30 protein-coding genes and 1 tRNA gene are annotated in these 26929 nt (G+C 39.8%); all 31 read right to left on the bottom strand.

Annotated features, from left to right (window positions below; all coding sequences use genetic code 11):
* Positions 1–26 precede the first annotated feature (26 nt).
* On the bottom strand, positions 27–1871 hold the full coding sequence (locus tag C4533_02930) for an asparagine synthetase B (GenBank protein RJP28758.1): 1845 nt from the start codon (positions 1869–1871) through the stop codon (positions 27–29).
* Positions 1872–1926: 55 nt separating this feature from the next.
* Complete coding sequence (locus tag C4533_02925) at positions 1927–3240, bottom strand: ABC transporter ATP-binding protein (protein RJP28757.1); 1314 nt, start codon at positions 3238–3240, stop codon at positions 1927–1929.
* Entirely contained in the window at positions 3144–3920 is a 777-nt protein-coding gene (locus tag C4533_02920) for a hypothetical protein (protein RJP28756.1), read from the bottom strand. The genes C4533_02925 and C4533_02920 overlap by 97 nt, the downstream gene beginning before the upstream one ends.
* A gap of 4 nt (positions 3921–3924) precedes the next feature.
* Entirely contained in the window at positions 3925–4437 is a 513-nt protein-coding gene (locus C4533_02915) for a hypothetical protein (GenBank protein RJP28755.1), read from the bottom strand.
* 176 nt (positions 4438–4613) lie between these two features.
* Positions 4614–5603 carry an SDR family oxidoreductase gene (locus tag C4533_02910; protein RJP28754.1) on the bottom strand — a complete coding sequence of 330 codons (990 nt, stop codon included), beginning with the start codon at positions 5601–5603 and terminating at the stop codon, positions 4614–4616.
* Between the two features lie 110 nt (positions 5604–5713).
* On the bottom strand, positions 5714–6061 hold the full coding sequence (locus C4533_02905; protein RJP29213.1) for a four helix bundle protein: 348 nt from the start codon (positions 6059–6061) through the stop codon (positions 5714–5716).
* 66 nt (positions 6062–6127) lie between these two features.
* Entirely contained in the window at positions 6128–6916 is a 789-nt protein-coding gene (locus C4533_02900) for a polysaccharide biosynthesis tyrosine autokinase (GenBank protein ID RJP28753.1), read from the bottom strand.
* Positions 6917–7082: 166 nt separating this feature from the next.
* Positions 7083–7892 carry an AAA family ATPase gene (locus C4533_02895; GenBank protein RJP28752.1) on the bottom strand — a complete coding sequence of 270 codons (810 nt, stop codon included), beginning with the start codon at positions 7890–7892 and terminating at the stop codon, positions 7083–7085.
* A gap of 24 nt (positions 7893–7916) precedes the next feature.
* Positions 7917–9230 (bottom strand): hypothetical protein, encoded by a 1314-nt coding sequence (locus tag C4533_02890; protein RJP28751.1) that lies wholly within the window; start codon positions 9228–9230, stop codon positions 7917–7919.
* 18 nt (positions 9231–9248) lie between these two features.
* Positions 9249–10109: a polysaccharide export protein gene (locus C4533_02885; protein ID RJP28750.1), complete on the bottom strand. Its 861-nt coding sequence runs from the start codon at positions 10107–10109 to the stop codon at positions 9249–9251.
* Complete coding sequence (locus C4533_02880; protein RJP28749.1) at positions 10027–10224, bottom strand: MerR family transcriptional regulator; 198 nt, start codon at positions 10222–10224, stop codon at positions 10027–10029. Before C4533_02880 ends, C4533_02885 begins: the two co-directional genes overlap by 83 nt.
* Positions 10225–10640: 416 nt before the next feature.
* Complete coding sequence (locus C4533_02875; GenBank protein ID RJP28748.1) at positions 10641–10925, bottom strand: hypothetical protein; 285 nt, start codon at positions 10923–10925, stop codon at positions 10641–10643.
* A gap of 18 nt (positions 10926–10943) precedes the next feature.
* Positions 10944–11129, bottom strand: coding sequence for a hypothetical protein (locus tag C4533_02870; protein RJP28747.1), 186 nt, complete (start codon positions 11127–11129; stop codon positions 10944–10946).
* A 16-nt stretch (positions 11130–11145) separates the two neighbouring features.
* Positions 11146–11337, bottom strand: coding sequence for an SAP domain-containing protein (locus C4533_02865; protein RJP28746.1), 192 nt, complete (start codon positions 11335–11337; stop codon positions 11146–11148).
* Between the two features lie 17 nt (positions 11338–11354).
* On the bottom strand, positions 11355–11591 hold the full coding sequence (locus C4533_02860; GenBank protein ID RJP29212.1) for a translation elongation factor-like protein: 237 nt from the start codon (positions 11589–11591) through the stop codon (positions 11355–11357).
* 189 nt (positions 11592–11780) lie between these two features.
* A complete protein-coding gene (locus C4533_02855; protein RJP28745.1) occupies positions 11781–12275 on the bottom strand; it encodes a nitroreductase family protein in 495 nt (164 codons plus the stop codon).
* Between the two features lie 7 nt (positions 12276–12282).
* Positions 12283–12600 (bottom strand): hypothetical protein, encoded by a 318-nt coding sequence (locus C4533_02850; GenBank protein RJP28744.1) that lies wholly within the window; start codon positions 12598–12600, stop codon positions 12283–12285.
* Position 12601: 1 nt separating this feature from the next.
* On the bottom strand, positions 12602–13684 hold the full coding sequence (locus C4533_02845) for a ParA family protein (protein RJP28743.1): 1083 nt from the start codon (positions 13682–13684) through the stop codon (positions 12602–12604).
* A gap of 24 nt (positions 13685–13708) precedes the next feature.
* Positions 13709–14269, bottom strand: coding sequence for a hypothetical protein (locus tag C4533_02840; protein RJP28742.1), 561 nt, complete (start codon positions 14267–14269; stop codon positions 13709–13711).
* A 128-nt stretch (positions 14270–14397) separates the two neighbouring features.
* The gene (locus tag C4533_02835; GenBank protein RJP28741.1) at positions 14398–15951 is read right to left on the bottom strand and encodes a hypothetical protein; all 1554 of its coding nucleotides are present in this window, start codon (positions 15949–15951) and stop codon (positions 14398–14400) included.
* Between the two features lie 117 nt (positions 15952–16068).
* On the bottom strand, positions 16069–16422 hold the full coding sequence (locus C4533_02830; GenBank protein ID RJP28740.1) for a four helix bundle protein: 354 nt from the start codon (positions 16420–16422) through the stop codon (positions 16069–16071).
* 94 nt (positions 16423–16516) lie between these two features.
* Positions 16517–17962 (bottom strand): hypothetical protein, encoded by a 1446-nt coding sequence (locus C4533_02825; protein RJP28739.1) that lies wholly within the window; start codon positions 17960–17962, stop codon positions 16517–16519.
* 219 nt (positions 17963–18181) lie between these two features.
* Positions 18182–18640, bottom strand: a complete 459-nt coding sequence (locus tag C4533_02820; protein RJP28738.1) for a hypothetical protein — start codon at positions 18638–18640, stop codon at positions 18182–18184.
* Positions 18640–19296, bottom strand: a complete 657-nt coding sequence (locus tag C4533_02815; protein ID RJP28737.1) for a histidinol phosphate phosphatase domain-containing protein — start codon at positions 19294–19296, stop codon at positions 18640–18642. Before C4533_02815 ends, C4533_02820 begins: the two co-directional genes overlap by 1 nt.
* 113 nt (positions 19297–19409) lie before the next feature.
* On the bottom strand, positions 19410–19934 hold the full coding sequence (locus C4533_02810; GenBank protein RJP28736.1) for an adenine phosphoribosyltransferase: 525 nt from the start codon (positions 19932–19934) through the stop codon (positions 19410–19412).
* The gene (locus C4533_02805) at positions 19931–20749 is read right to left on the bottom strand and encodes an RNA polymerase sigma factor RpoD/SigA (protein ID RJP29211.1); all 819 of its coding nucleotides are present in this window, start codon (positions 20747–20749) and stop codon (positions 19931–19933) included. Before C4533_02805 ends, C4533_02810 begins: the two co-directional genes overlap by 4 nt.
* A gap of 99 nt (positions 20750–20848) precedes the next feature.
* Positions 20849–20922: transfer RNA gene (locus C4533_02800), tRNA-Arg, on the bottom strand.
* 84 nt (positions 20923–21006) lie between these two features.
* Positions 21007–23763, bottom strand: a complete 2757-nt coding sequence (locus C4533_02795; GenBank protein ID RJP28735.1) for a pyruvate, phosphate dikinase — start codon at positions 23761–23763, stop codon at positions 21007–21009.
* A 120-nt stretch (positions 23764–23883) separates the two neighbouring features.
* Positions 23884–25191 carry a glycine--tRNA ligase gene (locus C4533_02790; protein RJP28734.1) on the bottom strand — a complete coding sequence of 436 codons (1308 nt, stop codon included), beginning with the start codon at positions 25189–25191 and terminating at the stop codon, positions 23884–23886.
* A 169-nt stretch (positions 25192–25360) separates the two neighbouring features.
* On the bottom strand, positions 25361–26113 hold the full coding sequence (locus C4533_02785) for a hypothetical protein (protein ID RJP28733.1): 753 nt from the start codon (positions 26111–26113) through the stop codon (positions 25361–25363).
* Entirely contained in the window at positions 26091–26918 is an 828-nt protein-coding gene (gene panB, locus C4533_02780) for a 3-methyl-2-oxobutanoate hydroxymethyltransferase (GenBank protein ID RJP28732.1), read from the bottom strand. Before panB ends, C4533_02785 begins: the two co-directional genes overlap by 23 nt.
* Positions 26919–26929 lie beyond the last annotated feature (11 nt).

Here is a 26929-nt window from a genome sequence, read left to right as displayed (position 1 = left end):
AAATATAAGCAACTTTAATTTAGCGTTTAGCTTATCAATATATCATCCTTACCAAACCCTTCATTAGCTAACCATTTGTTAAAGAAATAAAGTGGAAAAATTAAATTAAAGCTACTTTTTAAATACAAATCTTTTTCAATACTTTCCATCAACAAACCCATCTTCATCAGTAAGTAATCCGATAAAAATTTTCTTAGAAGAAAATTAGAATTATTCAAATCAAAAAAACTATTTTTGAGAAGTGTTTTTTCAATAGAAACAAGAAACTTTAATTTCTTTTTATAAACATCGCTATATTTACTAATATAATTGCTTTCATTATACCCGCAAAAATTAGGATTTAATTCATTTATAAGTTTGCTTCTTAATGTTTGATTTCGCTTGGTAAAACGTGGCAATGAAATAATATATTCAAAATAGTCATTATCTAAATATGGGCAAAAACTCTCTAATTTATTAACTATTAACTGGAATGGGGCTAACGAAATTTCCCTTCTTGTTCTATTATCCAATTGAAAAAAAATAAATTGATTTGGACTACCTTCATACTTAATTAAATGCTTTTCAAGATTGTCGAAGAATATTTCATCTGAGAAAAATTTTCTAATATTAGGGCAAAAAAAATTAAAATTATTATTGTCATTTTTAGACCATTTTACAAATTTAAATTGTTTTTGATATACCCAGAAATATATAAAATCTTCGTATTTTTTGGACTCTAGCATGTCCAGATATATATAATTTTCATCACGAAATAAGAGAGAATCACAAATAGTATCTTGAGCTATCCCATCGTAATTAATCTTGAAATCTAAAGGAACCTGATTCAATAATGGCAAAATCCAACCATGCTCATCACTTTCGTAATCAAGTAAATAGTTTTTACGCCATTCTATATCATCCAAAAAGCTATCCGGTAACTCCTGGAAATGATTCTTTACATTCATCTTTTGAGCAATAAGACTAGCGAGATTTTTATCTCTATCGAGACTAGTAAATTTGCTTGTAGTAAAAGTCTCAAATGGTATTTTATTATTTTTTAACTCTATGGCTATACCACGCGAATCAAGCCCTCCACTAAGAAATAAAGCAATTTTCTTTTCCGGTAGTAATCTGCGTTTCATTGATTGTTTGAACAAAAAGGTTACGTCATCTATGTAGGTTGATAAATTCTGATTAGCAGCTACAGAAATATCATTATAAGACCAATAATTTTCGATGCTAAGATTATCCTCATAAAAATAAAGCACCGACCCACTAGGAAGGACTTTAATATTTTTATAAAATGTGTCTTCGCCTGTTAAGAAACCTAGCCTAAAAAATATATTCCACGCTTCCCAATCGATCTTCTTCTCAAAGGTACGCTGTTTTGATATAGCCTTTAGCTCAGAACTAAACAGTAGAATCTTTTTATTTCTGTCATTCATATAATAAATAGGCCTCATTCCGTATCTATCATTAACTAAAATTGCTTTTTTTCGTAAATTATCCCAAATAAAAAAACTAAAAATCCCATTTAACATCCTAAATTTCGATACTCCATATTCTTCATATAGGTGTAAAATAAATTCAGCGTCATTATCAAAATAAATAAATTTATGTCCCCTATCAATCAAATATTTCTTATCTTCCTCGTAGGCAAATATCTTCCCTGCAAATATTATTGCCTTAGTCCGATCCTCATTAAAGATTGGTTGTATTTCCTCATTAACTGCTTCTATACTAATATGCCCCAATCCGACTGAATGATTAACCCATTCATCAATTCTATGCCAACTTTCATGTTGCATAAGCTTATTCATACTGCTTACAATAGACCTACTGGTTTCCTCCATAAGATTTGATGATATTACGCCACAAATTCTACTCATAAAACACCGTTAAAAGTCAATGTTAAAGAAGTATTAGCGTAACCATAACCATTTACTAATACAACTTCCATTTTACCTTTAGGTTAAATATCCCTTTAGTAGCTGACAGAGATGCGCCCTCTATCTTAAGGATATCCTGCTTTCTTACACAAAATGGATGCAGCATATCCTTATCCCATACAGCTAACCGTAAAACATATACCCCGGGTAATAGATTTATATCTCCCAAGCCGATTTCTATTGTTTTCTTACCGTCAATATTACCTAAATCAAATTTGTCCTGCTTGGTGTTAGTTGCGCAGCAAATAACTCCATCAGCGCGGACAATCTCTACAGAAACTACAGGTCTTTCTATTTTCTTTTTGGTTCCAAGTAATACCTGTAAATTAATATGTTCATTTATTGAAAAGATGTCCTTCTTATTAGACGCACCGTCATAGATAGCGACTTCATCTATTGATACAAGAGAATCCTCGCGGACTTTTACTTTATAATCAAGCTTAGATGCCTCTTTCTTTACTTCTTCTTCTCTCTGGCTATAAACTATCTTTTCATAAAGCGGGATTACATCATTGGTATGGCCTTCGTTTAATATCTGGCCTTTATGCAGCAAAATTACCTTTTTGCACATATTCTGCACTAAAGGCAAATTGTGAGATATTAGAATAATGGTTGCCCCTGAACCCAACAGCTCTCTCATCTTCTCAGCACATCTTGCCTGAAAAGCCATATCTCCTACTGAAAGCACCTCATCAACAAGCAGGATATCCGGGTCCATATGTGCTGCAACAGAAAACCCCAGCCTGGAATACATTCCTGAAGAATATCTTTTAACCGGAGTGTCAATAAACTCGCTTAACCCTGAAAATTCAACTATACGGTCAAATTTTGAATCAATCTCTTTTCTTGTCATGCCAAGTATAGTGCCATTTAAATAAATATTTTCTCTTCCGGTTAAGTCATTGTGGAAACCTGCACCTACCTCAATTAAAGCAGCTAACCTCCCGTTTATGGACATAGTGCCTTTATTAGGTATTATTATGCCTGAAAGCAGCTTCAAAATAGTGCTTTTTCCCGCTCCATTAGGACCGATTATCCCCAACACTTCTCCTTTCTCAATCTCAAAACTTACATCTTTAAGCGCCCAAAACTCTCCTGCTTCAAGCTCTATCTTTTTCCTGAAGAAATTAGGAATAGCATCTCTCAAAGAGTTAAATTTTTCACCGCGTTTAAATTTTTTCCAAATATTGTTAAATTCTATTGCATTTTTCATTATATGTTTTCCGCAAAATAGGGTTCGTTTTTCTGGAATATCATCATACCAATAAAGAAAGTCAACAAAGAGGTAGCGCCAGCATAAATTAGCCATGGTGCGTCCGGCGTTTGATGAAGGACTACTACTTTATTAATCGATTCAAGCAGGCTGCCCACAGGATTTAATAGTAATAGCGCCTTCCATTTGCCGAATATGCTTGCTTCGTAAAAAACCGGGGTAAAGAATATACCAAACATGAGTATAACCTCTACTACGTATTTAACATCCCTAAAGAAAAGATTTGCCGAAGACAGCAGTAAACTGAGCCCGGCAGTAAATAAAACGAGAAATAATATAATCACTGGAAGCCAGAAAAGATGAATGCTTACCCCGACTTTAACAAAAACAAGCATGACGCTTAATGCAAGCCCGGCAATTAAGAAATCAAACAGGCAGGCTATCGTAGATGATAAGGGTAAGACTTCTTTGGGAAAATAGACCTTTGTAACCAGGTTGGCGTTACCGACAAGGCTCTGGACCGCAAATCTTATTGAGCTAATAAAGAATGTCCATGGCAGGACCTTAACAGATATAGATATGACCCCTGCAAAATCCATAGGCTTTCCTGAAACCACAGCTATGGCTTTTTTTACCAAAACGCCGGCTAAAACAGCCATAATAGGCATAAAGATCGCCCAAAAGAAGCCCATAACAGCCTGCTTATACCTGATCTTAATGTCTCTTAGGGTTAGCATAAATAAAAGATCACGGTATTTTATCAGATCACCAAACATCAAATTATCTCCTGTTTTTTGCCTTAGTTGTTCCTGCCTCAAGCTCACTTACCTTATTAAACAATGTATCCTTGGCTTTAGTAAGGTTCTCTATGGCGAATTTCTGGGATTCAAGCTGTTTTTGAAGCTCGGCAATGCGCAAATTACTATCTTTTATCTTGGTATCTACAACTCCGATTACTGAGCTGATTTTTGAAACATCGGAAGAATATTTTTCAAGTTTTTGAGTATTCTTTTGTGAGATTTTATCAATTTCATTAAGTTTAACAATGACTTCAGCGCTATTTGAACTATAATTCTTTACGATAAAAAATAGTTTCATGGTGAAAATAAAATTAAGCAGGATGATTGTAGCAACTCCCATACCTAACATCCAAGTAAGCGGAATACGAGATTTCCTGTTTGAAACTATATTATTCCTGGCTGAACCAATTTTTAGCTCATTGGTAACCTTAGATAATCCTTGGGTATATCTTGATTTTGATATTTGATTTAGTAAATCTATTGTTTTACTCATTCTTGTACCTCCATTAATGTATTGCGTATAGCGTATCTATCAGTTCATGGTTCATGGTTCATGGTTCACAAATCAGCTGAAAGCTAAACTAGTCCATAGTCGACAGACCACGGACCACGGCAAGCTACAGCTTTCGGTCCACAGCTGAAAGCTGACAGCTGACGACTGAAAGCTCATTATTTCTTATAAATCTCCTTAAAATACTCCACCGTAATCTTCAACCCTTCTTCAAAACCTATCTTTGGCTGGAATTTTATATCATTCTTGATCCTTGAAATATCCGCGCAAGTCCTAAAGACATCCCCCGCTCTTTTAGGAAGAAATTCCGGCTTTATGTTTTTGCCGATAATCTTGTTTAAGGATTCAACTAATTCCAAAACAGAATGATCTTTACCATTTGCTACATTGAAAACCCTGTGGGCTATAGGAACACAATCTCCGGTTGACAGCCCGCAACTTAAAGGAGCGGTAGCCGAAAGAATATTAGCCTGAACAACGTTGTCAATAAAAGTGAAGTCGCGTGATTGTTTCCCCGTACCAAAAATCGGCGGATTCTTATCATTTAAAATGCTGTGTATGAATTTCGGTATAACAACAGCATATTCATCATCTAATGCCTGGCGCGGGCCAAATACGTTAAAATACCTTAAGGCAACAGTCTCAAGGCCAAAATGCTCTGAAAATATGTGGCAGTAATGCTCTCCGGTAAGCTTGCTTAAAGCATAAGGTGAGATCGGTTGCGGAAGAAAATCCTCTTTTTGGGGGAATTTATCGACATCTCCGTATACCGAGCTTGAAGAGGCAAATACAAAACGCTTTACCTTTGCTTCTGCAGCTGCCTTGAGCATAAAAAGAACGCCGTTAATATTAACTTCATTATAGCTTTGCGGGTCTTTCATGGATTTAGGCACAGAGCGAAGCGCTGCCTGATGAAGTACGTAATCCATTCCGGAACAGGCTTTCTTGCAGGTATCCTTGTCCCTGATGTCGCCTTCTATTAGTTCAAAGTTCATGGTTGATTGTTCATTATTTGTGGCAAAAGATAAATTTTCCCTCTTTCCTGAGAAAAAGTTATCTAATACTCTCACAAAATGCCCATCTTTAAGCAATTTTGCTACTATATGCGATCCAATGAAACCCGCTCCCCCAGTAACTAAAAAATTCATGGTCTAATCTCCTTGTTTTCGTATTGCGTTGTGCGTACGGCGTATAGCGTACGGCGTATAGCGTTTAGCGTATAGAGTATTGCGTATTGAGTACGGCGTATTGAGACGCGTTAAATGCGCTTGCTAAGATTAACTGTCATTGCACAAATATGATCCAAAATCTCAAGCAAATAATTATGTATCTCTTCTTCAATATAACCTAATTCTCTAGCAATAATTACATGTGTCTCTAATTCAGCGCATGAACCTAGCGCTATGTTCAAGAATTGCTTATGCTCTTTTGCGTGCGCCCTCCTGAATCCTTCAGCAATATTTGCCGGTATAGAAACAGCAGCCCTTCTCATCTGGTTAGTTAATCCAAATTGCTCCTCCTTAGGAAAACTATTAGAAATACTATATATCTCCTTTACTAGATCTATACCTTTTTGCCAAACCTTTAAATCTCTAAATGTCCTTATTTTATCATTCATAATTAACCTATACCCTATCCGCTATACGCTATACCCTATACGCTGTCCGAATCATCATAGGTATCTATATATGTACGCCGGGATGTGGTACTGGATATTAGTAAGAATGTAACCAAGGAGCTTTGCCTCTGCCTGCCTCAGGAGGGTTTCGGCATGCTTGACTACGCCCTTTTGAGTCCTGTTTGCCTGAATAACCATAATAACGCCATCAGTCTGGGCTCCAAGTATGCCTGCGTCTGTAACAGAGATTATTGGCGGGGTATCGAAAATCACATAGTCATATTTATTCTTAAGCGCTGCAACAAGATTCTTGAATTTCCCTGAGCCTAAAAGCTCAGCAGGGTTATGGGGGATTTTACCGGAAGGTAAAATTGTAAGGTTATTTATACCTATATTAAGCAAGGCCTGGTCAATATTAGCGCCATCATTTAGTATATCGGATAACCCGCTCTCAGAAGCGACACCCAAATATCTCGTAATACGCGCCCTGCGCATATCTGCATCGACAAGAAGGATATTCTTATTGTTTAAATCGTGCGCCATTGATATGGCAAGGTTAATAGCTGTTATGGTCTTACCTTCACTATGAGTGGAACTCGTAATAGTCATGACCTTTACCGGCTTTTTAGTCCCTAAAGCAGCTAAGTTTGTCCTTAGCATTTTATATTGCTCTGAAACCGATGATTTTGGGTCATGGAAAGTAACAATACGGGGGTCAATCTTGGAATCTACCTGTTTCTTTGCGATAAATTCAAATTTTACCTCTTCCCGGTTATCTAATTTTTCAATCCTGGCAAGGCGTTCCTGCGCTGCTTTTTTTAATGCTTCGGTGATTTTGCCCATTTCTTTGGTCTCCTTGTTTTCGTATTGCGTTATGCGTACGGCGTATTGCGTATAGCGTTTAGCGTATAGAGTATTGCGTAACTGCTAATAGCTCGCTAGTCCACAGTCGACGGACAACAGACCACAGCTTGCTGAGAGCTGAGAGCTGACAGCTGATAGCTCACGATTAAATAACTAGTTCCCTCTCCTTAACCACTTCACTAACAATCTTATCCGTAATCTGCTTTGTGTCATAAACATACCCTGAAAGCAGCGCGCTGTCACACATAAGGTTAATAATTCGCGGGATGCCTCTTGAATGGGTATATATCGAATTTAATGCCTCAGGGCTAAAGAAACCTGCGCCGTTTGAGCTTGCTATTTTAAGCCTGTGCAGGATATAATCTTCAGTTTCCTGCTTGCTTAATCCTGACATATGGTAATAAACGGCGATCCTCTGCTTAAATTGCTCTAATTTTGGATTATTCAATTTTTCTTTTAACTGAGGCTGTCCTATAAGTATTATCTGGATTAGTTTTTCCCTTTCAGTCTCTAAGTTTGAAAGCATCCTTACTTCCTCAAGAGCCGTAAAGCTTAAATTCTGCGCTTCATCTATCAGCAAAACAACATTAATATCGTTTTCCAGCTGCTGTATAAGATAATGATTTAACTGCGCAAGCAGCTTTTGTTTCGTGCCCGGAGTATAATCAACCTCAAGCTCATCAAGTATCTGGGCAATAAGCTCTTTACAGGTAAGATGGGTATTGGTAATAGTAGCTACTTTAGTATTAGCATCAAGCTTGCTTAAGACAGTGCGCCAGACAGTAGTCTTTCCTACGCCTATCTCTCCGGTTACGACCACAAAACCCCTGCGCTCATTTATAGCGTAGATAAGGCTGTTAAGCGCCTCAGTGTGTTTCGGGCTGGGGAAGAAATACCTTGAATCAGGTGTAGTGTTAAACGGCTTTTCGTTAAATCCATAAAACTTCTCGTACATCTTAATATACTTCCTTTCCTATGCTTATTTCCTGAAGAATGATATAAGCATAACTATCAAAATCAATATTCCGCTTGCCGATAGGCCAATGGTGACAAATTTCTTCTGCTTTAGCTTCTCCTTCTCAATTTCTTCCTGTGTAGTAAGCCTGGATATCGCCCCCAAGACCGGCAATTCCAAATTATTTTTTGCATCATCAATATCAAGGAAAGACTGGTCTAAGAATTCTTTCCCAAATACAAGGCCGGTGCCTAGAAAACCACCCAAAAATATACCTATGAATATAACAAGCAATTTGTTAGGCTTTGAAGGTTTAAGCGGAAGCCTGGGAGGGTCAACTATTGTATAACGAGTGCCTTCTTTGGAGGCTTCAAGGCGTTTAGTAATCTTTGCTGTCTCTAATTTCTGCAATAACATATTATATATATTTTCATTAACACGCATGTCCCTGCCCAAAGCTGAATCAAGCTTATCCATAACTAACAGCTTGTAAACCGAATCCGGAGAAACCTGGTTTGTCTGTTGCACGGGAGAATATGCTAAAGGCGCAACTGCGGTAGCTATATCAGAACCGGTCATCTTATCAAGTTCCTGTTTAAGCGCTTCGTAAGCCGGGGTTGCTATAGGCAGGTCCTTATCAGAGACTTTATAATCTCCTGCCTCAAGCTCTTTTTTTGCTATTGCGATCCTTTGCCTTAATTCTTTTACCATAGGATGCGCTTCAGTAGAATCAACCAGCAGGCTTCGCAAATCATCTTCTAATTTTCCTATTTCAGATTCTTTTATCTTCCTTTTATAAACCTCAAGCTGGTCTTTTATAAAATCAATAGCGACATCCGTTTCCTTGCTCTGTGAACGCATGTTTTCTTCAATAAAAACATCCGTGAGGGTTTTGGCGATTGCCAAGGTTTTCTGAGGGTTAGAATTATAATAAGATATTTTTATGAGGTTAGGCCCGCGCATCGTGACGACAATGTTTTTTCTTAAATTCATAATAAGGCCCTCAAACCCTGCCTGGGAATCAACGTTCTTAGCTAAATTTAGCTTGTTCGTAAGAGAGACCAGGCTGCTCCAGCTTAATATCTGCTCTTTTATGGTGCGCATCCTCTGGGCAACCGAGGTTGATACAGCCAGCCCCTGAATAAGAGGATTGATTATTTTCTCCTCTTCCACAAGTATTACAGTAGAAGACTCATATGTCGGCCGGATCATAAAAGAAGCGACTATGCCCAGCACAAGGCCGATAAATACCGGGGTTACAAACAACCATCTTCTTCTAAAGAATACCTTAAGGTATTCAACCGGGTTACGGTAATTAGCTATTTCCTGATTATCCATGTATATTTCTCCTTATCTTCATCTTGTGGCCAAAGAAGTTGCAGCACTATCTCCGGAGTTAAGTGAAGATATAGGCGCTGTTACAGGGTTTATTACCCTGACTATTTTAGCCATAACAGTTGCCGGAACGTATAACACATCACCCGGGCGCATGTCATAATTGTATTTAAGGTTGCCGCCGTAAAGTATGGAATATAAATCCACAGACTTTGTTTTAACCCTCCCTTTTGCATCAGGAGTAATGAGCCTGCATCTGCGCATAGCAGCTGCTAATGTAGGAAGGCCAGCTTCAACTACTGCTTCTCTTACCGGTATAGACTCAGACCTCATAAAATATTTTCCGGGCCGTCCCACTTCGCCTACTACATATATTACCTTGCTCTTAAATTCCAGGATTGTTACGCTTACTTCCGGGCTTATAACATATGCAGTAATTGCGTCTTTAATCTTTGCGGCGAGCTCGTCTTTAGTCATGCCTTTGACATCCAAATCCCCGACAAATTTATACTGGATTTTTCCTTCAAGATTGACCGGATAGATACCGCTGAACTCCGGATGGCGCATTACCGTAATCTCAATAACATCATCCGGGCCAAGAGTGTATTTAACCGGGTCAAAGCTGACTCCGGGCCTAACAGGTTCAGCCATTACTAAGGCAGGCTGTTTAGAAACGTTTGCAACCTGGCTAGTTACGGCTGAGCTTACAGCAGGCTGGCTTTCAATAACCTTGACCTCATCTTCCGCCATGACCTGCACATTTGAAACAAAAGTCACTAACAAAACCAATAGAATAAACTTATTCAGTTTTACCATTTCCATCCTCCTCGATATAAAGCGTGTCCTTGAATTTTTTAAGTTCCCTAAGCCCGTCTTTATCATAGACTCTCCAGCCTCGCCAGTCCCGCTTTGAGCGGCTTACTTTGCCTGCTCTTTCCCAGCGCATGATGGTTTTAGGGGTTACTCCTATCCTGTCAGCTACATCCGTTATTGTCATTCTGCCGTTTCCCAACTTAAACCTCCCTGTCTTTAATTAAATTAAACCTGTGGAAATCTTACCTATATTGTCTATGTATGTCCTAGTATGTCTATGTATATTCAATTTTGTCATGATAATAATATAACAGCATTAATCATGCCAAATTTGTCATAATTGTGTTATTTTTTATTAATTTTTAACTTATTGAAGTTAAAAGAGTTATAAGGGGTTAAACATGAGGTTCATAACTAGCCTGCTTTACTTATGCATACGATTTGATCTATTAATATACATAATAGCTTAGTAATATTGATAAATTATAAACCCTAGCTGTATTATATTGATAATAAAAGGTTTGCAACACTGTTTACTTAAATAAACAGTGTTGCTAAAAATATCAGCTTTTTGAGGCTATTTGGATGAGCTTACGTGTTTTATTTCTTGGCTGGCGCTACAATGGGCATTTGCTGCTGATGCATAGGCCCTGTCTTCATCATTAACTTATGCCTGGCCATATATGAGCTCATTGCACAATTGGCTTTTATGCCCAGAAACGTATTAATGATTATTATCATAGCACTTAATACTATGATAAAAACAGATACAAAGTATCCTAAGATTCTAGACCTGCCTTCTTCCCTCTTGGCAAAATATAGGACTATATAACCTACGCCCAAGGCCATGAGGAATAAAGGTAAACTTACTAATTGGCTAAGCATATAAACCCCCAGTTTTGATTAGATTTCCGCATCCTTTACGAGCCTGCGGTAATACTCAACGCACTTATGGCAAGTCTTATCTTTCTCTTTCCATTCAGGGTGGTCTTTACGTATAAGTTCTAAGAGATATTCCTCTGCTTTTATGTGCGTGACGCTTACAAAATCATCTATTTCCCTGTTGCAGATCTGGCAATTGTATTTCATTCAAATTTAACCTTTCTTATATGGCTTGCTTTACGCAGTCGCTTCTCCATACACACCCTAACTGGTCACAAAACCCCTTAGCAGTGCCGAAGCAATCAAAATTACCTTCTCTTTTCTGAATATTCTTAATTAACTCTTTCTTTGAAAACCTCCATGTCTCCTTCATGCCCAGATCTCGTGCTTTTTTCTCAATTTCTGAAAGCCTCATTTTAAAATCCTCCTGTTTTAAGCTTTAGTTACAGCGTCATGCTGCCTGACCCGAGAATTCACCAAAAGGCCTATTTCTGCGCCTTTTTTAGCCTGGTTAACTACAACGTGGTCAATCTGAATAGAATTGACTACTTGAGTAAAATCTGTTGTATGGCCTTTAATCCTAATTTTGTCGCCTACGGAAAGCAGGCCCTTAAGCTTGATTACAGCCGCTCTTACTTTAGGAAAATAGTGCGTTACTACTCCGAGTATTTCTTCTTTAGCAACCTTTGTAACAGGTTTCTTTACCTTGGCAGTTCTCTTAACCGGCTTTTTAGCTGATGCTTTCTTTTTTGTTATCTTTTTCCTGACCGGCTTCTTTTTAACGACCTTCTTCTTAGATAGCTTTCTTGGGGTATTTTTTTTCTTCTTTTTTAATACCATATCCAGCCACCTCCTGTCTTAGAATTTATCCTTATGAATAATTTCATTCAAGGGCCTCTTGCCAGGCGGAACGGGAACCTCTTGCGGATAGCCCAAAGCGATTAAGCTTACCAGTTTCAGGTGCGCCGGGCACCCAAGCATCTGCCTTATGCTCTCACAATACGGTTTCTTATCCCCTGCGACCCAGCAGCTGCCTATACCTAACTCATGGGCGGCATTTAAAATGTTGACCGTAGCAGAACAACCATCTTCCAGGTAATATTTAGTATTATCACAGAACACCGCTATACAACAGGCAGAATCTTTGATAAAACGGCCATTTTCAGCCAAAGAAGCTATATCATGCAGGACTTCCTTCTTTGTCACAACTATGAATTCCCAGGGTTGCACATTCCTGGCTGTGGGGGCATTGCCTCCTGCCTCCAGTATTGCTTCAATAGAGCCGGCATCAATCGGTTTTGGCTTAAATACCCTGACACTGCGCCTGGTCTTTAATGCCTCTAAGGTCTGCATAGCTACTTTAAAGTATTATCTTATCAGCAATATCAGCTATTATAGGGATGCGGCAATATCTGCCTCTTAATGCCTCTATGCTGCCCCAGAGAAAACAGATAAAATATACAACTGAAGCCAAACGATAAAGTAGCGGGCCTAAAATTGGTATTACGTAAAAAATAAATGCAGCAACAATAAAAATAAATAAAACCAGCCCCTGCTTACCGTGGTGCACGGCAAATTTATTATCTTTTTTAAGCAAAAGAGGCAAAATGCAAAGAAATAACCAATAGCCAACCATTGCGTATATCTTGCCTTCTCTGATCTCTCTATCTTCTGTCATATTACGCGATCTTTACTATAGAATCCATTTCACCATAAGGATTCTCTTCTCTTAATGGATTATTAAAATCTTCTACCCATTTTCCGTCAACTACAAAACGGTAATGGTAAGAGCCTGGCTTAAGGCTTACCCTCTTGGTCCATTTGCCATCGTTAAGCTGCATACGCGCCTTCTCATCGGTTGCCCAGCCATTAAAGTCTCCGGCGATATAGACGTTTTTAGCCTCAGGTGCGCTAAAAGCAAATACAACCTCCGTAAGCTTAGGTAATTCTTTCTTAAGTATCTCTTTCATGCGCTTCTCAAGCACGGGGGTAAACGTCCCGGGAGTCCTTTCCTGCAGGATAACTTCGCGGGAAAGACTGTAATAATCTTTGGCTCCACGGCAATATTTATCATATTTTAGAATATGCGCGCCGCTGTTCTGGGCTTCCTTTAACTTTACATTAACATGTATCATGGTGCTGAATAATTTGTCTTTAAAAGTTATCCTTATTTTATCAAGAAGCATAAAAGAATGCCTGAGCCTTGAGTCAAAATTAGTGACCAATACATGATAGTCTATGGAGTGCCCAAGCCTGTCTCTGATAAGGTTTATTATTTCAACAAGCTGGCTTACGCCTTCTAAGGCAAACCTTGAAGCCTCTACCGGTATGATCACCTCATTTGCCGCACGCATGGCATTTATCGTCAAAATCCCGAGGTTGGGAGGGCAATCGATTAACACGTAATCATAATCAGCGCGGAAATTATTTAAGGTGTCTAAAAGACGCGACTCCCTGCCGATTTCGCTGGCTAACTCCTGCTCAAGCGTGCTTAAAACTATGCTTGAAGGCGCAAGGTCAAAATTATCATCTATTTTATTGATTATATCGCCAAGCTTTGCTTTTCTATGCGTCATCTTAGAAAGGACGTTATAAATATTAAGATCAGCCTTAACGCTTAAGCCGAATGTCGCATGAGCCTGAGGGTCTAAATCTATAAGCAATACTTTCTTATTGTTAGCCGCAAGGCTTGCTGCCAGATTAATTGATGAAGTCGTTTTGCCGCATCCGCCCTTCTGGTTTGTAACGGAAATTATACGCATCAATTGCTCCTTTCTTAAGCGCTATTAGCGTAAGAACCTGATATTATCTATATATATAACACCTGAATCTTTTTCGGCGTTCCACTGTTCAACTGAAAAAGCGATGTCCTTCATTTCCGACCAATCACTGATACTTTTAAATTCAGAAAAATTTAGAACATACTCTTTCCATTTATGAGGTATATCCCGCAGGTATACTTCCGAACGTTCATTAAAATTGTTGCCGAGATCCACTCTTAAGGATATCTTATTATCATAAGTGGCTTTTTTAACTGAAAAAGCGACAGCCTTGTACCTGCCCAAATTTAGCTTATTTAAATTAATTGTAAAAGTTTCTTTTTTGGCGGGATTGAAATTGAAATTTATTTTTGCGGCGTCAACGGACAGCAGAAGCGCCAGTTCCGATTTATTCGGTTTTTCCTTAAGGACACCCACAATTAATGTTGTACCCAGGATAAAAACGAAGCACAAACTTACAAAAAATAGCGCCTTAAACCTTATATACCTGGTGTCCTTTTTCTTGCGTTTCGAGGAGGCATCCAGATATATTTTAGCCAGATGTTCGTATATATCTTTCTTGTCCATGTTTATGCTTTTATAGCAAAAAACTCGTTTAATGTCAAGAGGTTATGCAATTAGTTCATGGTTGAAGGTTCATGGTTCATGGAAACTGCCAAAATCTATGAACTATGATCTATGAACAATGAACTAATTTATATTTCCCTCTCCAAATACCCCGGGATGTCTTTTCCTATGATGCGGTAGAAATTTGAGAGATGCATGCGGAACATTTTATCAAAGTCTCCGGTAGGATCCTCTCCATACCACCAGAACCAGTCAGAGCCTTCTGCTATGTGAATTTGTTTGGCAGCCAACTCTAATTTTTCCTTATCTAAACTTCCCCTTGCTTCCTCCAGCTTTGCCCTTGCCAGAGCAAGGTACTCCCATGCTTTTACCTTGTGGCGGTTATTCATCCACTTATCAAAGTTGCCAAATATCCAGGAACCTGCGCATAGGCGTTTTATATTGTTACTTGGTTCAAACATTTTAAGATATTCGCTGACTGTAACGACTTTTATGTAATCGGCCTCCGATAACCTGGAATAAAGCTCGTTTAAAAATTCATGGCCGTCATACCTAAAATATTCCCAGGCATTCTCTCCATCCATGGCGATGGTCACAAGTATATCTTTATCCTTAAAAGCAGTTGAAATGTTCTTAAGGTGTGCCATGAAATCTTCGGCAGCCTCCGATGAATCCATATTACTGTAGTTAAATCCTATCAGGTCAGAAAGATTCCTGTCTCTAAAGATTACTGTGAGATTACCGCATTTCCTTTTAAGTAAATGCGGCTGGTATAATAACGTTGTATCCCTATTCTTAAGCTTTAATGATTTAAAAAGTATCGCTTCGTCAGTAACTATCCATTTAATCCCGGATTCAATGAGGCCCGGGACAATCCGCTCGCTAACCGATTCTTCCGAAGGCCACATACCTAAAGGCAATACTCCAAATTTCTCTTTATGGAATTTCACTGCTTCATCAACCTGGGACTTTGCATCCTGGGGATATTGAAAGTTTAATTCCGGCAGCAATGTCCTCCTGTTGGCCTGCCTGGCTGTCCTGGTGTTGCAAAGCAGAGGCAATATCGGATGATAATACGGATTTGTAGTAAGTTCAATCTGCCCGGATTCGAGAAATTTCTTGTAAGTCGGGATTATCTCTTCAAGTATCTCAAGATGCTTATCCAGGACAAGATGCTTTTCTTCTTCAGTGAAGAACCTTTCTTTGACAAGTATTCTTTTTAAGTCTTCAAAGCTATTACGGGTTGTGGGGTCTATCCATGCTAAATTAAACCATACCTGAAGATCAAGGTAATCCTGTGTATTAAAAGCCTGGTTCTTCTGCCTTTTAAGGTATAGGTCATAATATCGGGGATGAAATAAAATCACCTTCTCTTTGTTTATACTGAAGAAATTATTAATGATGAATTTTTTCTCTTCGCTTGTTAGCGCAGCTGCTTCTTTATATGATAAGTGCAGGTATTTGTCTTTTACATTGCGGTTAAGATAATCATCTATTTGCTCAAGCAGCGACGGAACTACATTAAATGTTTGGTGGATTTTAGGGTAATTCTTTAATATTGCCACCATATCCAGGTAATCCTTGGTGCCATGCAGCCGCACCCAGGGAACCGGGCTTTCCTGTGTCAGGATGTCCTTGTAATAAGGCTGGTGCATGTGGAAGATAAAAGAGAGATATAGCATACTATAAAGTAATGGGTCACAAGGACACAAGGTCACAAGGACACAAAAGTTAAGAAAACGATTGACTATTCAAAAGCAGCTGGTCACAAAAGCAAAAAGAAACAACTTATTTTACTTTTACGTAAAGCTTTTATAAAGATTCCAAAGTAAGGCGCCAACATCATTCCGTAATTCTTCTAACCTATTAAAATTTTCTTCATCTAAGTATTTAAGACGGAAACAGAATTCTAATAAATACTCGGTTTCGGCTAAAGAGCCTAAAGAAATATTTATGAATTGTTTAGATTCTGATTTGTTTTGCCTACCTGAGCCTTCAGCGATATTGGTGGGGACAGAGATAGCCGCTCTTCTTAATTGGGAAGTAACACCATATATTTCATCTTTAGGGAATCGCTTTGTCTCAAGATAAATTTGTAAAGCTAATTCATCTGCCTTCTGCCAAACTAAAAGTTTTTTGTATCCTTTATCCATAATTGTGACTTTGTGACGTGTGACTTTGTGACGTGGTAATAAAAAACCCCCGGGAGATATGCTCTCCCGAGGGTTTATGACTACATAACGATACTTAGAAAGTAACTTTCATTGTACCGATTAACTCTGTTGCGTTCCTGTCATTGTTGCCCTGAAGTGCATCGCCAGGGAAGAAAATACCGCTGCGAAGCCCAAACTGGACATCTTCGGTATAATCATAGGTCAAGGTTGCATCTAATTCCTGGCCTAAAAATCTCTTTCCTGTCATTGTATATGTGCTTGCGCCTGCAACACCTCTCATATTTACGGTGTTGAAACCGGCTGTAGCAGTGCCTGTATCAGGGAATTTTTTATCTAACCAGACTGCTGCATAATCAACTCTAAAGCCGACATCTTCCATTGGATTTACCTTACCGGTCAAAGCCAATGTATGGCTGTTAGAATAACCAAATATGGCATTAATAAGGCTGCCTGGTGTCTGGTCTTCGAACATTGGATCCCATCCATGATAAGTTCCGGATGTCCTTGTGTTCTTTTCACCGGACAAATATGTATAGGTTCCCATTACTTGCGGCTTATACTTGCTTAAGCTTGAAGGGACAATATCCATAAGGTTATAGTGTGCTATAGCCTGTAATGCATATGCTCTTCTGTCGCCTTCAACTGCTGCATTCTGTGAATTGATGTCATAACCTGGGTTGTATTTACCAAACTGGAATGCTGCTTCTAATTGTGCCATCAAATTCTTCACAGATGTATTAGCAACCCTGACACCAACGGTATGGATATCATTTTCTTTTGTGCCGGGATCAGCAAGTGCGACGCCTGTAGTTCTCTGAGCTGCAGTGAATTTTGTGGCATTGCTTCCGGTTTGCTTGGAGAATATATAACCTTCCAATGTGGTATCTTTGTTTAATGCGTAATTTGCATTAATACCATAGAGGTCAATATCATCGTTTGAATTTGCGCCTCTAATCGTGTTCTCGTCAATCTTTGCATAAACTAAATCAACGGTTAATGGATCATAATTCAACACTGCCTTAATTGCATCGAACGATTTTCTTAAACTTAAATCGCCTGCGGTCAATGTTGATGCAGCGGCAAGGTTGTTGGTATCAGGATCGCCAACTACTAATGCGTTACCATACCTTAATTCCTGGCGGCCTATTGTAAGCGATAAAGGTGAATACAAGAATTCCTTCATCGTAGCATAGGCTAAATCAATTTCAATATTATTGGCTTCGGTTGTTGTAGTATCTTCACCGTCCCAATCTCTCTCATTGATCAACCTTATTGTCGCCATTACATTGTCTGTGAGGTCGGCATCAATTCTTACTCTTGCAATCGATGAAAAATTGTTCTGTTCATCATTGCTTGTTGCGCCGCCACCAGTTGTTTTCGTTAAGTCCAGGTCATTACGGGATATACCCATTACGGTAAGGTCACCGCTGACTTTGACATTCTGAACTTCTGCGTATGCACAAAAAGTAACGCCGAAAACAAATGCAAGCGCAAGAACCAGTACTAAGCGTTTACTCATTTTGTTCCTCCTTTAATAAAAAATAAATATATCAACTAGGGTATTAGGTTGTTCCTAGATAATTTCTTCTATAGTATATCACCGGAATTTGATCTGACTTCAGGCTATTTTTTCTCACCTCCGTTTCGCCCTGGATTAAAGTCATCTCCAGTGGTATAACCATTTCATTTTTTTTAACACACAACCCCTTATTTGTCAAGTGTTTTTTGAATTTTCTGCCTATTTTAAGGGAGGCTTTGATTTCTTCGCCAAAGGCTGTGATTTTGGCCCCAGCGAAACAGTAATTTTTATGCTATTTCCCCTTGCCCTGACCTCAACTATACAAGTCTCATTTTGACGGTCAAAGTTCAGTATCCTATCCCCAAACTCTACCACGTTTAACAGGTTCCAGTTTAAAGCAGGCATCTGAGTTTTATAAAAACCCATCACTACATCCGGGTCAGCCTTACCCTGATACCTAAGAACACCCACCCTGATACCGCCAGATTCAAATGAATAGGAATCTTGCGGTACTATTTTGAAACCTGCCGGCACGGGAATATCGGCAAATTTAAAAGTTGCTGCTGATTCCAGCATACCATCGGCGTTTAAATTGCTGCTTTTAGACATTGTTGAACAAGCGGGTAATGTAAAGGATAAAAACAAAATCAAAACAGCTAAGCCCAGCCTGAGAAACATCAGCACCTCCTCCTTTGATTGAAAAAATGTTCTTCTACATCAGAGTTTATTTTATTAATTTCATTTTCAGAAATACCGGTTTCAGCATAGAATACATTCATCGCATCACGGCCTAATATATCCTCGGGGGCATGGCAATCAGTATTAACGATTATTTTTGCGCCGACATTTAATGCCGTTTTTAACACGTGGCTGTTTGTTATCTTGTGCCCTTTTCTGGTGGTTATTTCCAGGAAAACACCAAATTTTTTGGCAAGCAGAACTTCTTCTTCCGTGATTTGGCCGGGATGAGCCAGAATGTCTATACCAGCCTCTATTGCCGCGCGGTTGAATCCTTTTAAAACCGGCTCCGCCGGGGTTTGGCCGTGCGCCACTATAACCTGGATGCCTTTCTTTCTGGCGTATTTAGTTAATAAACCTACCTGTTCTAAAGGCAGATGTGTCAATTCTATGCCCGATAATACTTTTATACCCAGGTTTTTGGGCCAGGCCTTAACAAACCTGATAATGGAATCCGTTACATGCTCAATATTGCTGTAATCAACATGGTCTGTTATGGCTAAGGCTTTATATCCGAGAGAAAAATGCCTCATTGCCAGTTCTGACGGAAGAAGCACCCCGTCGCTTAGTAGTGTGTGGGAATGGAGGTTGTACATGGATTAGTTCATGGTTGGTAGTTCAAGGTTCATAGATTAGTTCATAATTGATGGTTCAAGGTTCATGGACGTAAGGACAGCTCTATGAACTATGAACAATGAACTATGAACACTCAATATTTAATCAAAGAATAAACCGGATACCCTTTAAGTTTTTCTTTTCCGTTAAGAAAAGCCAACTCAATCAAAAAAGCAATACCGCAGATCTTGCCTTCAAGCTGCTTAATTAAATCTATAACCGCTCCGGCAGTCCCGCCTGTAGCTATTAAATCATCGACTAATAAGACTCTGTCGCCCTTCTTTAAGGCATCTTTGTGCACCTCAAGCGTATCCGTGCCGTATTCAAGCTCATAACTTGCAGATATCGTCTGCCACGGAAGCTTGCCTTTTTTGCGGACAGGGACAAAGCCGGCATTAAGCCGGTTGGCAACAGCTGCCCCTAAGATAAAACCTCTTGATTCAACAGCCATAACAATATCTATTTTTTTACCCTTAAATTTATCGGCGATAATTTCTACGGCCGCCTTAAAGGCTTTCTTATCTTTTAAAAGCGTGGTTATATCTTTAAAGATTATCCCTTTTTTGGGAAAATCGGGAATGTCTCGGATATATTTCTTAAAATCAAATTCCCCGCTCATTTTAACTCCTTTTCCTGCTGTTCAACAAACCTTCTTAATTTTCTAAGCGCTGCTTCTTCTATCTGACGGACCCTTTCCCTTGAAATCTTTAGTTTGCCAGCCACTTCTGCAAGCGTATGCGGTTTGCCTTGCGCAAGCCCGAAACGCATGTCCAGTATGTTCCTCTCCCTGTCAGTCATAATCTCCAGCAAATTATCCACCCTCTCCTTATCCAGTAAACGCTCTATAGTAGAATCTGGGGATATGGCTGTCTTATCTTCAACCAGGTCCATTACCTGATTATCATTATCATCACCCACCGGAGCCTCAAGGGAGGAAGTAGAACTGGTGAGCCAGAAATTAACCTGTTCAATCTTATCCTTAGGCAGTTTTATATTCTTTGCGATCTCTTCGTCGTTCGGTATACGCTTAAGTTTCTGCGAAAGATGCTCCTTTGCCTTCTTCCACTTGCTTATTATTTCACTCATATACACAGGGACCCTGATAGTCTTACCCTGCTCAGATATTGAGCGGGTTATAGCCTGTTTTATCCACCAGGCAGCATAAGTAGAAAACCTGAAACCTTTTTTATGGTCAAATTTATCCACGGCCTTCATTAAGCCAAGATTGCCTTCTTCTATCAGGTCGAGCAAAGGTATACCTAAATACATATATCTCTTAGCTATGTTTATTACAAGGCGCAGGTTGGCCCTGATCATCTCTTTACGCGCCATCTCATCGCCTTTTTTAACCCTTTTGCTAAGGCGGACTTCATCTTCGGCAGTCAAAAGCCGTATGCTTCTTATATCTTTGAGGTATGATTTTAAGGCTTCCATAGATTAGTTCATGGTTGATGGTTCAAGGTTTATAGATTAGTTCAAGGTTCATGGTTGATAGTTCATGGACGTATGGACAGCTCTATGAACTAAGTAAACTGCCCCTGGCAGGAATCGAACCTGCCGCACACGGTTTAGGAAACCGTTGCTCTATCCTTATGAGCTACAGGGGCGCAATCAATCGGTTCATAATCCATAGATTAGTTCATGGTTCATGGACTAAGGACGACCCTATGAACTACGAACAATGAACTAGGTTACTTTTTCTTCTTCCCCTTCTCCTTAGCCTTATCCTTCAACTCTGCCTGGGATGCGGCAAGTATGGCGATAGGCACCCTAAAAGGAGAACAGCTTACATAATCCATGCCTACTTTATGGCAGAACTCAACTGATTTAGGCTCTCCTCCATGCTCTCCGCAGATACCGACTTCAAGCTTCGGTGAGGCAGAGCGGCCTTTATTAATTCCTATCTTAATCAACTCGCCAATACCTTCCTGGTCAATACTCTGAAACGGGTCTTCAGGGAGTATGCCCTTATTAAGGTAATGCGGCAAGAATCCGCCGATATCGTCTCTTGAGAAACCAAAACCCATCTGTGTAAGGTCGTTGGTCCCGAAAGAGAAGAATTGGGCAACGCTTGCAAGCTTATCAGCAACCAATGTTGCGCGGGGGACTTCTATCATTGTCCCAAACATATGTTTTATATTTTTTAAATTATATTTCTTAAGCACACTCTGGTAAACTGTCTTTGCAATTACAAGCTGGTCCTGCAATTCTTTTACATCGCAGACAACCGGTATCATTATCTCCGGATAGGGTTTTTTGCCTTCCTGGATAAGTTCAGCTGCAGCTTCAAATATAGCTTCTATCTGCATAGAGCTTATTTCAGGATAAGTAACGCCTAAACGGACTCCGCGGTGCCCCATCATCGGATTAGACTCATGTAAAGCCTCGGCGCGGGAACGCAGTTCATCAAGGCTGATATTCAATTCTTTTGCTAACTCATTCAACTTTGACTCTTCGCGCGGGACAAATTCATGCAACGGAGGATCAAGCAGCCTGAAGACCACAGGAAAACCGTCCATAGCTTCAAGGGTCCCTTTAATATCTTTTTTTACATAAGGGAACAATTCGCCAAGCGCCTTCTTCCTCTCAGCCTCAGTCTTAGAAACAATCATTTTACGCAAAAGAAATAGCGGTTGGTCAGAGCCTTTTCCGTAAAACATATGCTCTGTCCTGAACAATCCAATACCCTCTGCCCCGAATTGCCTTGCCCTCTTTGCATCTTCAGGGGTATCTGCGTTAGTGCGCACTCCTAATTTCTTGATAGAACTGCACAGTCTCAAGAAACTGCTTAACAGTTTGTTCTCTTCCCCGGCATCCATCATAGGAAGCTGGCCTTCATAAACATTGCCTTTTGTGCCGTTAAGAGTAATCCAATCGCCTTCCTTTAATACTTTGCCATCGGCATGTAATTCCTTCTCGTTATATTCAATATGGATACCTCCGCAGCCTACAATGCAGCATTTGCCCCAGCCGCGCGCAACCAACGCAGCATGCGATGTCATGCCGCCTCTTGCAGTAAGTATAGCCTGAGCAGCACGCATACCTTCAACATCCTCAGGATTAGTCTCTTCTCTTACCAATATTACTTTTTTGCCTTTTTTTGCCCATTCAACCGCATCATTTGCAGAGAAAACTATCTGCCCTGTAGCACCGCCCGGACCTGCAGGCAACCCCTTGGCTATCGGCTTGCTTTTTATTTCGGCCTTCGGGTCTATTACAGGATGCAAGAGCTCATCAAGTTGGGCAGGAGTCACTCTTAAAGCGGCTGTTTCTTTATTGATAAGTTTTTCTTTGACCATATCAACAGCCATACGCACAGCTGCCGGGCCGTTGCGTTTGCCGACCCTGCACTGCAACATAAATAGCCTGCCTTTTTCAATCGTAAACTCAATATCCTGCATATCATGGTAATGTTTCTCAAGCTTTAGCTGGATATCAAATAGCTGCCTGTATATTTTTGGCATGGCTTTTTCCAAAGTAAGCATCTCTTTATTATGCTCTGAAGTAGAATAGCTATTAATCGGCGCTGGTGTCCTTATACCGGCGACGACATCTTCACCCTGCGCATTAATAAGGTACTCACCGTAAAATTGCCCCTCTCCATTACCGGGATTTCTTGTAAAAGCTACGCCTGTTGCTGAATCATTGCCCATATTTCCAAAAACCATTGTCTGGACATTTACTGCTGTACCCCATTCATCAGGAATATTTTCTATCCTTCTATAGCTGATAGCTCTTTTACCGTTCCACGATGCAAACACAGCTCCTATGCCTCCCCATAACTGATCATATGGATCATCAGGAAACTCTTTTTTGAGCACTTCTTTGACCTTCTCCTTAAATAACCTGCAAAGCTTCTTTAAGTCATCACAAGTAAGCTCTGTATCGGTTTTATACCCCAAGACATTCTTTAACTCCGACATTATCTTTTCCAGCTGTTTGCGTATTCCGGATTCTGAATCTTTCGGCTCAATGCCGCCTGCCTTCTCCATGACAACATCAGAATACATCATTATCAAACGACGGTATGCATCATATACAAACCGGCTGTTACCGCCGCTCTGCTTTATGAGTCCGGGTATTGTTTTTTCAGTTAAGCCGACATTAAGGACTGTTTCCATCATCCCTGGCATAGATCTCCTTGCGCCTGAACGCACGGAAACCAAAAGCGGGTTTTCGGAGTCGCCGAATTCCCTGCCCATCAATTTCTCCACTTTCTTAAGGGCTTCTTTTACCTGTTCGTTTAAGCCTTTTGGATAAGCCCTTTTATGTTCGTAGTAATATGTGCAAACATCTGTAGTAATAGTAAATCCCGGGGGAACAGGGAGCTTCAAATCTTTGCTTCCAGCCATTTCAGCAAGGTTAGCGCCCTTGCCGCCCAAAAGATTCTTCATAGATTCATTGCCGTCAGCCTTACCCCCTCCAAAGAAGTAAACATACTTTGCCATTGCTTTTAAAACCCTCCCTTTTTGTTTAGCTCAAAATCATCAGCAGTCACAAAGTCACACGTCACAAAGTCACAGTTTTTTGTGTCCTTGTGTCTTGTGTCCTTGTGACCCATCTAATAATCATGAACATATTTTGTCTAAAATATATTTTTTTAAATTATTAATTTCTACCCTATCCTGCTTCATGGTATCTCTGTCCCTGACTGTAGCTTGTTTATCATCAAGGGACTGGACGTCTATTGTGACACAATAGAGCGTGCCGACTTCATCCTGCCTTCTGTAGAGCTTGCCGATTGCGCCTGTGTCGTCATAAACAGTAACAAATGCTTTCTTAAGTTCCCGGGAGATTCTCTTTGCTAACTCCACAATCTCCGGTTTATTCCTAAGCAAAGGCAGCACAGCTACCTTTACCGGCGCCAGATCCTTATGCAGCTTTAAGACAACCCTTGTATCATCCTTGACCTTTTCCTGCGCAAATGCATCTACCAAGAATGCCAATACGCTCCTGTCAACTCCGCCGGAAGGCTCAATTATATACGGGAAAAACCTTTCCTTGCTTGAATCGTCAAAGAACCTTAAATCCTTGCCGCTTGCCTCTGAGTGCTGCCTGAGATCAAAATCCGTCCGGTTTGCAACGCCTTCGAGTTCTGACCAGCCAAATGGGAAATTATATTCGATATCGGTACATGCCTTAGCATAATGCGCCAATTCGTTTTCGGCATGTTTGCGTTTCCTTAAACTGTCTTTTTTTAAACCCAGGTTCAAATACCATTCAAAGCGGTACTCAATCCACTCTTCCAATTTCTTATCCGCATCTTTAGGGTTCACAAAATACTCGATCTCCATCTGCTCGAATTCTCTTGTCCTGAAAGTAAAATTACCGGGGGTTATCTCGTTACGGAATGACTTGCCTACTTGAGCCAAACCAAAAGGAAGCTTAGGGTGCTTTGAATCAATTATATTTGAGAAATTTACGAACATGCCTTGCGCGGTCTCAGGCCTGAGATAAATAAGATTAGTCGCATCTTCAACCGGGCCCTGGTAAGTCTTAAACATCAGGTTAAACGGCCTGCCTTCTGTCAATTCTCCGCCGCATTCCGGGCAAGTTTTATTTCCTTTCAGGTCTTCGGATTTAAAGCGCTTTTTGCACTTCTTGCAATCACTTTTTAAATCAAAAAAGTTCTGCACATGGCCAGAAGCCTCCCAGACCCTTGGGTGCATTAAAATCGAGGCATCCAGCCCAAGGATATCATCCCTATCATAGACTACCGACTTCCACCAGGCACGTTTAAGGTTATTCTTCAACTCTACCCCATAAGGGCCGTAATCCCAGGTATTAGCCAAACCGCCGTAGATATCTGAGGATTGGAAGATAAAGCCGCGCCGTTTGCATAAAGATACTATATTTTCCATTAAATTATCGGCCATAGCTTTTTATTTTTATCTCAATTTAAGTTAAAAGTCAAGGAGATATTAGTTCACGGTTGAAGGTTCAAAGTTCATGGATTTATTGGTTCATAGATCATAGTTCAAAGTTCATGGATAGATGGCATATTTCTATAAACTATTAACTATGAACAATGAACTAATGTATGAACTAATTCCCTGTTTTCAGCGTACTTATTATGCTATATACCTTTTGCAGGGTCAGTTCTTTATTTTTATCCTTTATATACACTTTGGAATAATTTCCTGCCTTGTCAAATAAATTACAATCAAAGTAATTTGTCTCTCCAGACAGATTATAAGATATAAAACCGGTCATTGCCTGCCATTCTGCTTTTATCATCTTAACATCTTCCTGGGGCCCAAGGTCAGGAGTAAATATTGATTTCATGATTATAAAAAAAGCATCTTTGATACTCGTTAAATTATCGTATCTTGAAGCAAGGAGGTTCTCATAAAACTGATAATCACTCTCAACACCAAAACGCTTGACCTCAGGGAAGAGATTGACGAAGAAACCCGGCGGCTGGCTAAGCAGGTAAGCAGTCGGCTTGGAATTTAATTCTACTTTCCTGCGTTTATAATAGACTTTATTTATCTTCTCTTTCACGGCGAGGAAATTCTTAGGCAGTCTGATCTCCATGCCCGGGAAACTATAGACTGCAAGCAAAGAGATAAATTCTTCATCAATATTTGAGTGATATACGCCTTTATCAAAACTTACGCATAGTACAGGCAGCCTTCGGCAATCCCCTACACCCATTCTCACATATGACTTTAATATCGGCGGCCCTGCGTATTTTACTATAAAGACTCCCAGCGAAGCTATTATCAAGAGCCAAGCAATAATTATCCATACTAATTTAAGAAAATTAACGAAATTACCGGATTTTCTTGACTTCATCTTCTTTTATAGTAAAAGTGTGCTCCTTGGAAGGAAACTTACCTTCAAGTACGTCATTTTTATAATTTGTGATCGCCTCGGTTATTAATCCGGAGAGATCAACATATTTCTTTACGAACTTTGGCGTGTATCTTTCAAACAAACCAAGCATGTCATGAATAACCAATACCTGCCCGTCACAATAAGGGCCTGCGCCGATACCGATAGTCGGTATCTTTAATTTTTGGGTTATCATCTCCGCTATTCTGTCAGGTACACATTCAAGCACTAAAGCAAAACACCCGCATTTTTCTAAAGCAAGCGCCTGCTGGATTATCTTCTGAGCCGCCTCGGCATCCTTACCCTGGACTTTGAATCCGCCCTGCTTTTCGGCTGTCTGAGGAGTGAGCCCGATATGGCCCATTACGTCTATACCTGATTTAACTATGCTCTCGGTGACTTCAAGACACTTGTCAAACCATTCAAGCTTAACGGCATCGCAGTTTGCTTCTTCTATAAATCTTCGCGCATTTACAACCGACTCTTCTGTATTAATCTGATATGATTCGAAAGGCATATCACCGATTATTAACGCCCGCTTTACTGCCCTGGCAACTGCTTTAGCATGATGAAGCATTTCAGGCATACCGACTTTGGTAGTAGAATCCAGCCCTAAGACAACATTGGCCAAAGAATCCCCGACTAAAATCATATCTATGCCTGCTTTATCTACAAATTGGCCGAAAGGATAATCATACGCGGTAAGCATAGTGATTTTGCGCTGACTTTTAAGCGCCAAGATATTCTTTACTGTTATTTTTTCCATAACTATTGCCT

The organism is Candidatus Omnitrophota bacterium (genome assembly GCA_003598025.1).
Lineage (GTDB): Bacteria > Omnitrophota > Gorgyraeia > Gygaellales > Profunditerraquicolaceae > Profunditerraquicola.
This window is presented reverse-complemented; position numbering and strand designations above follow the sequence as displayed.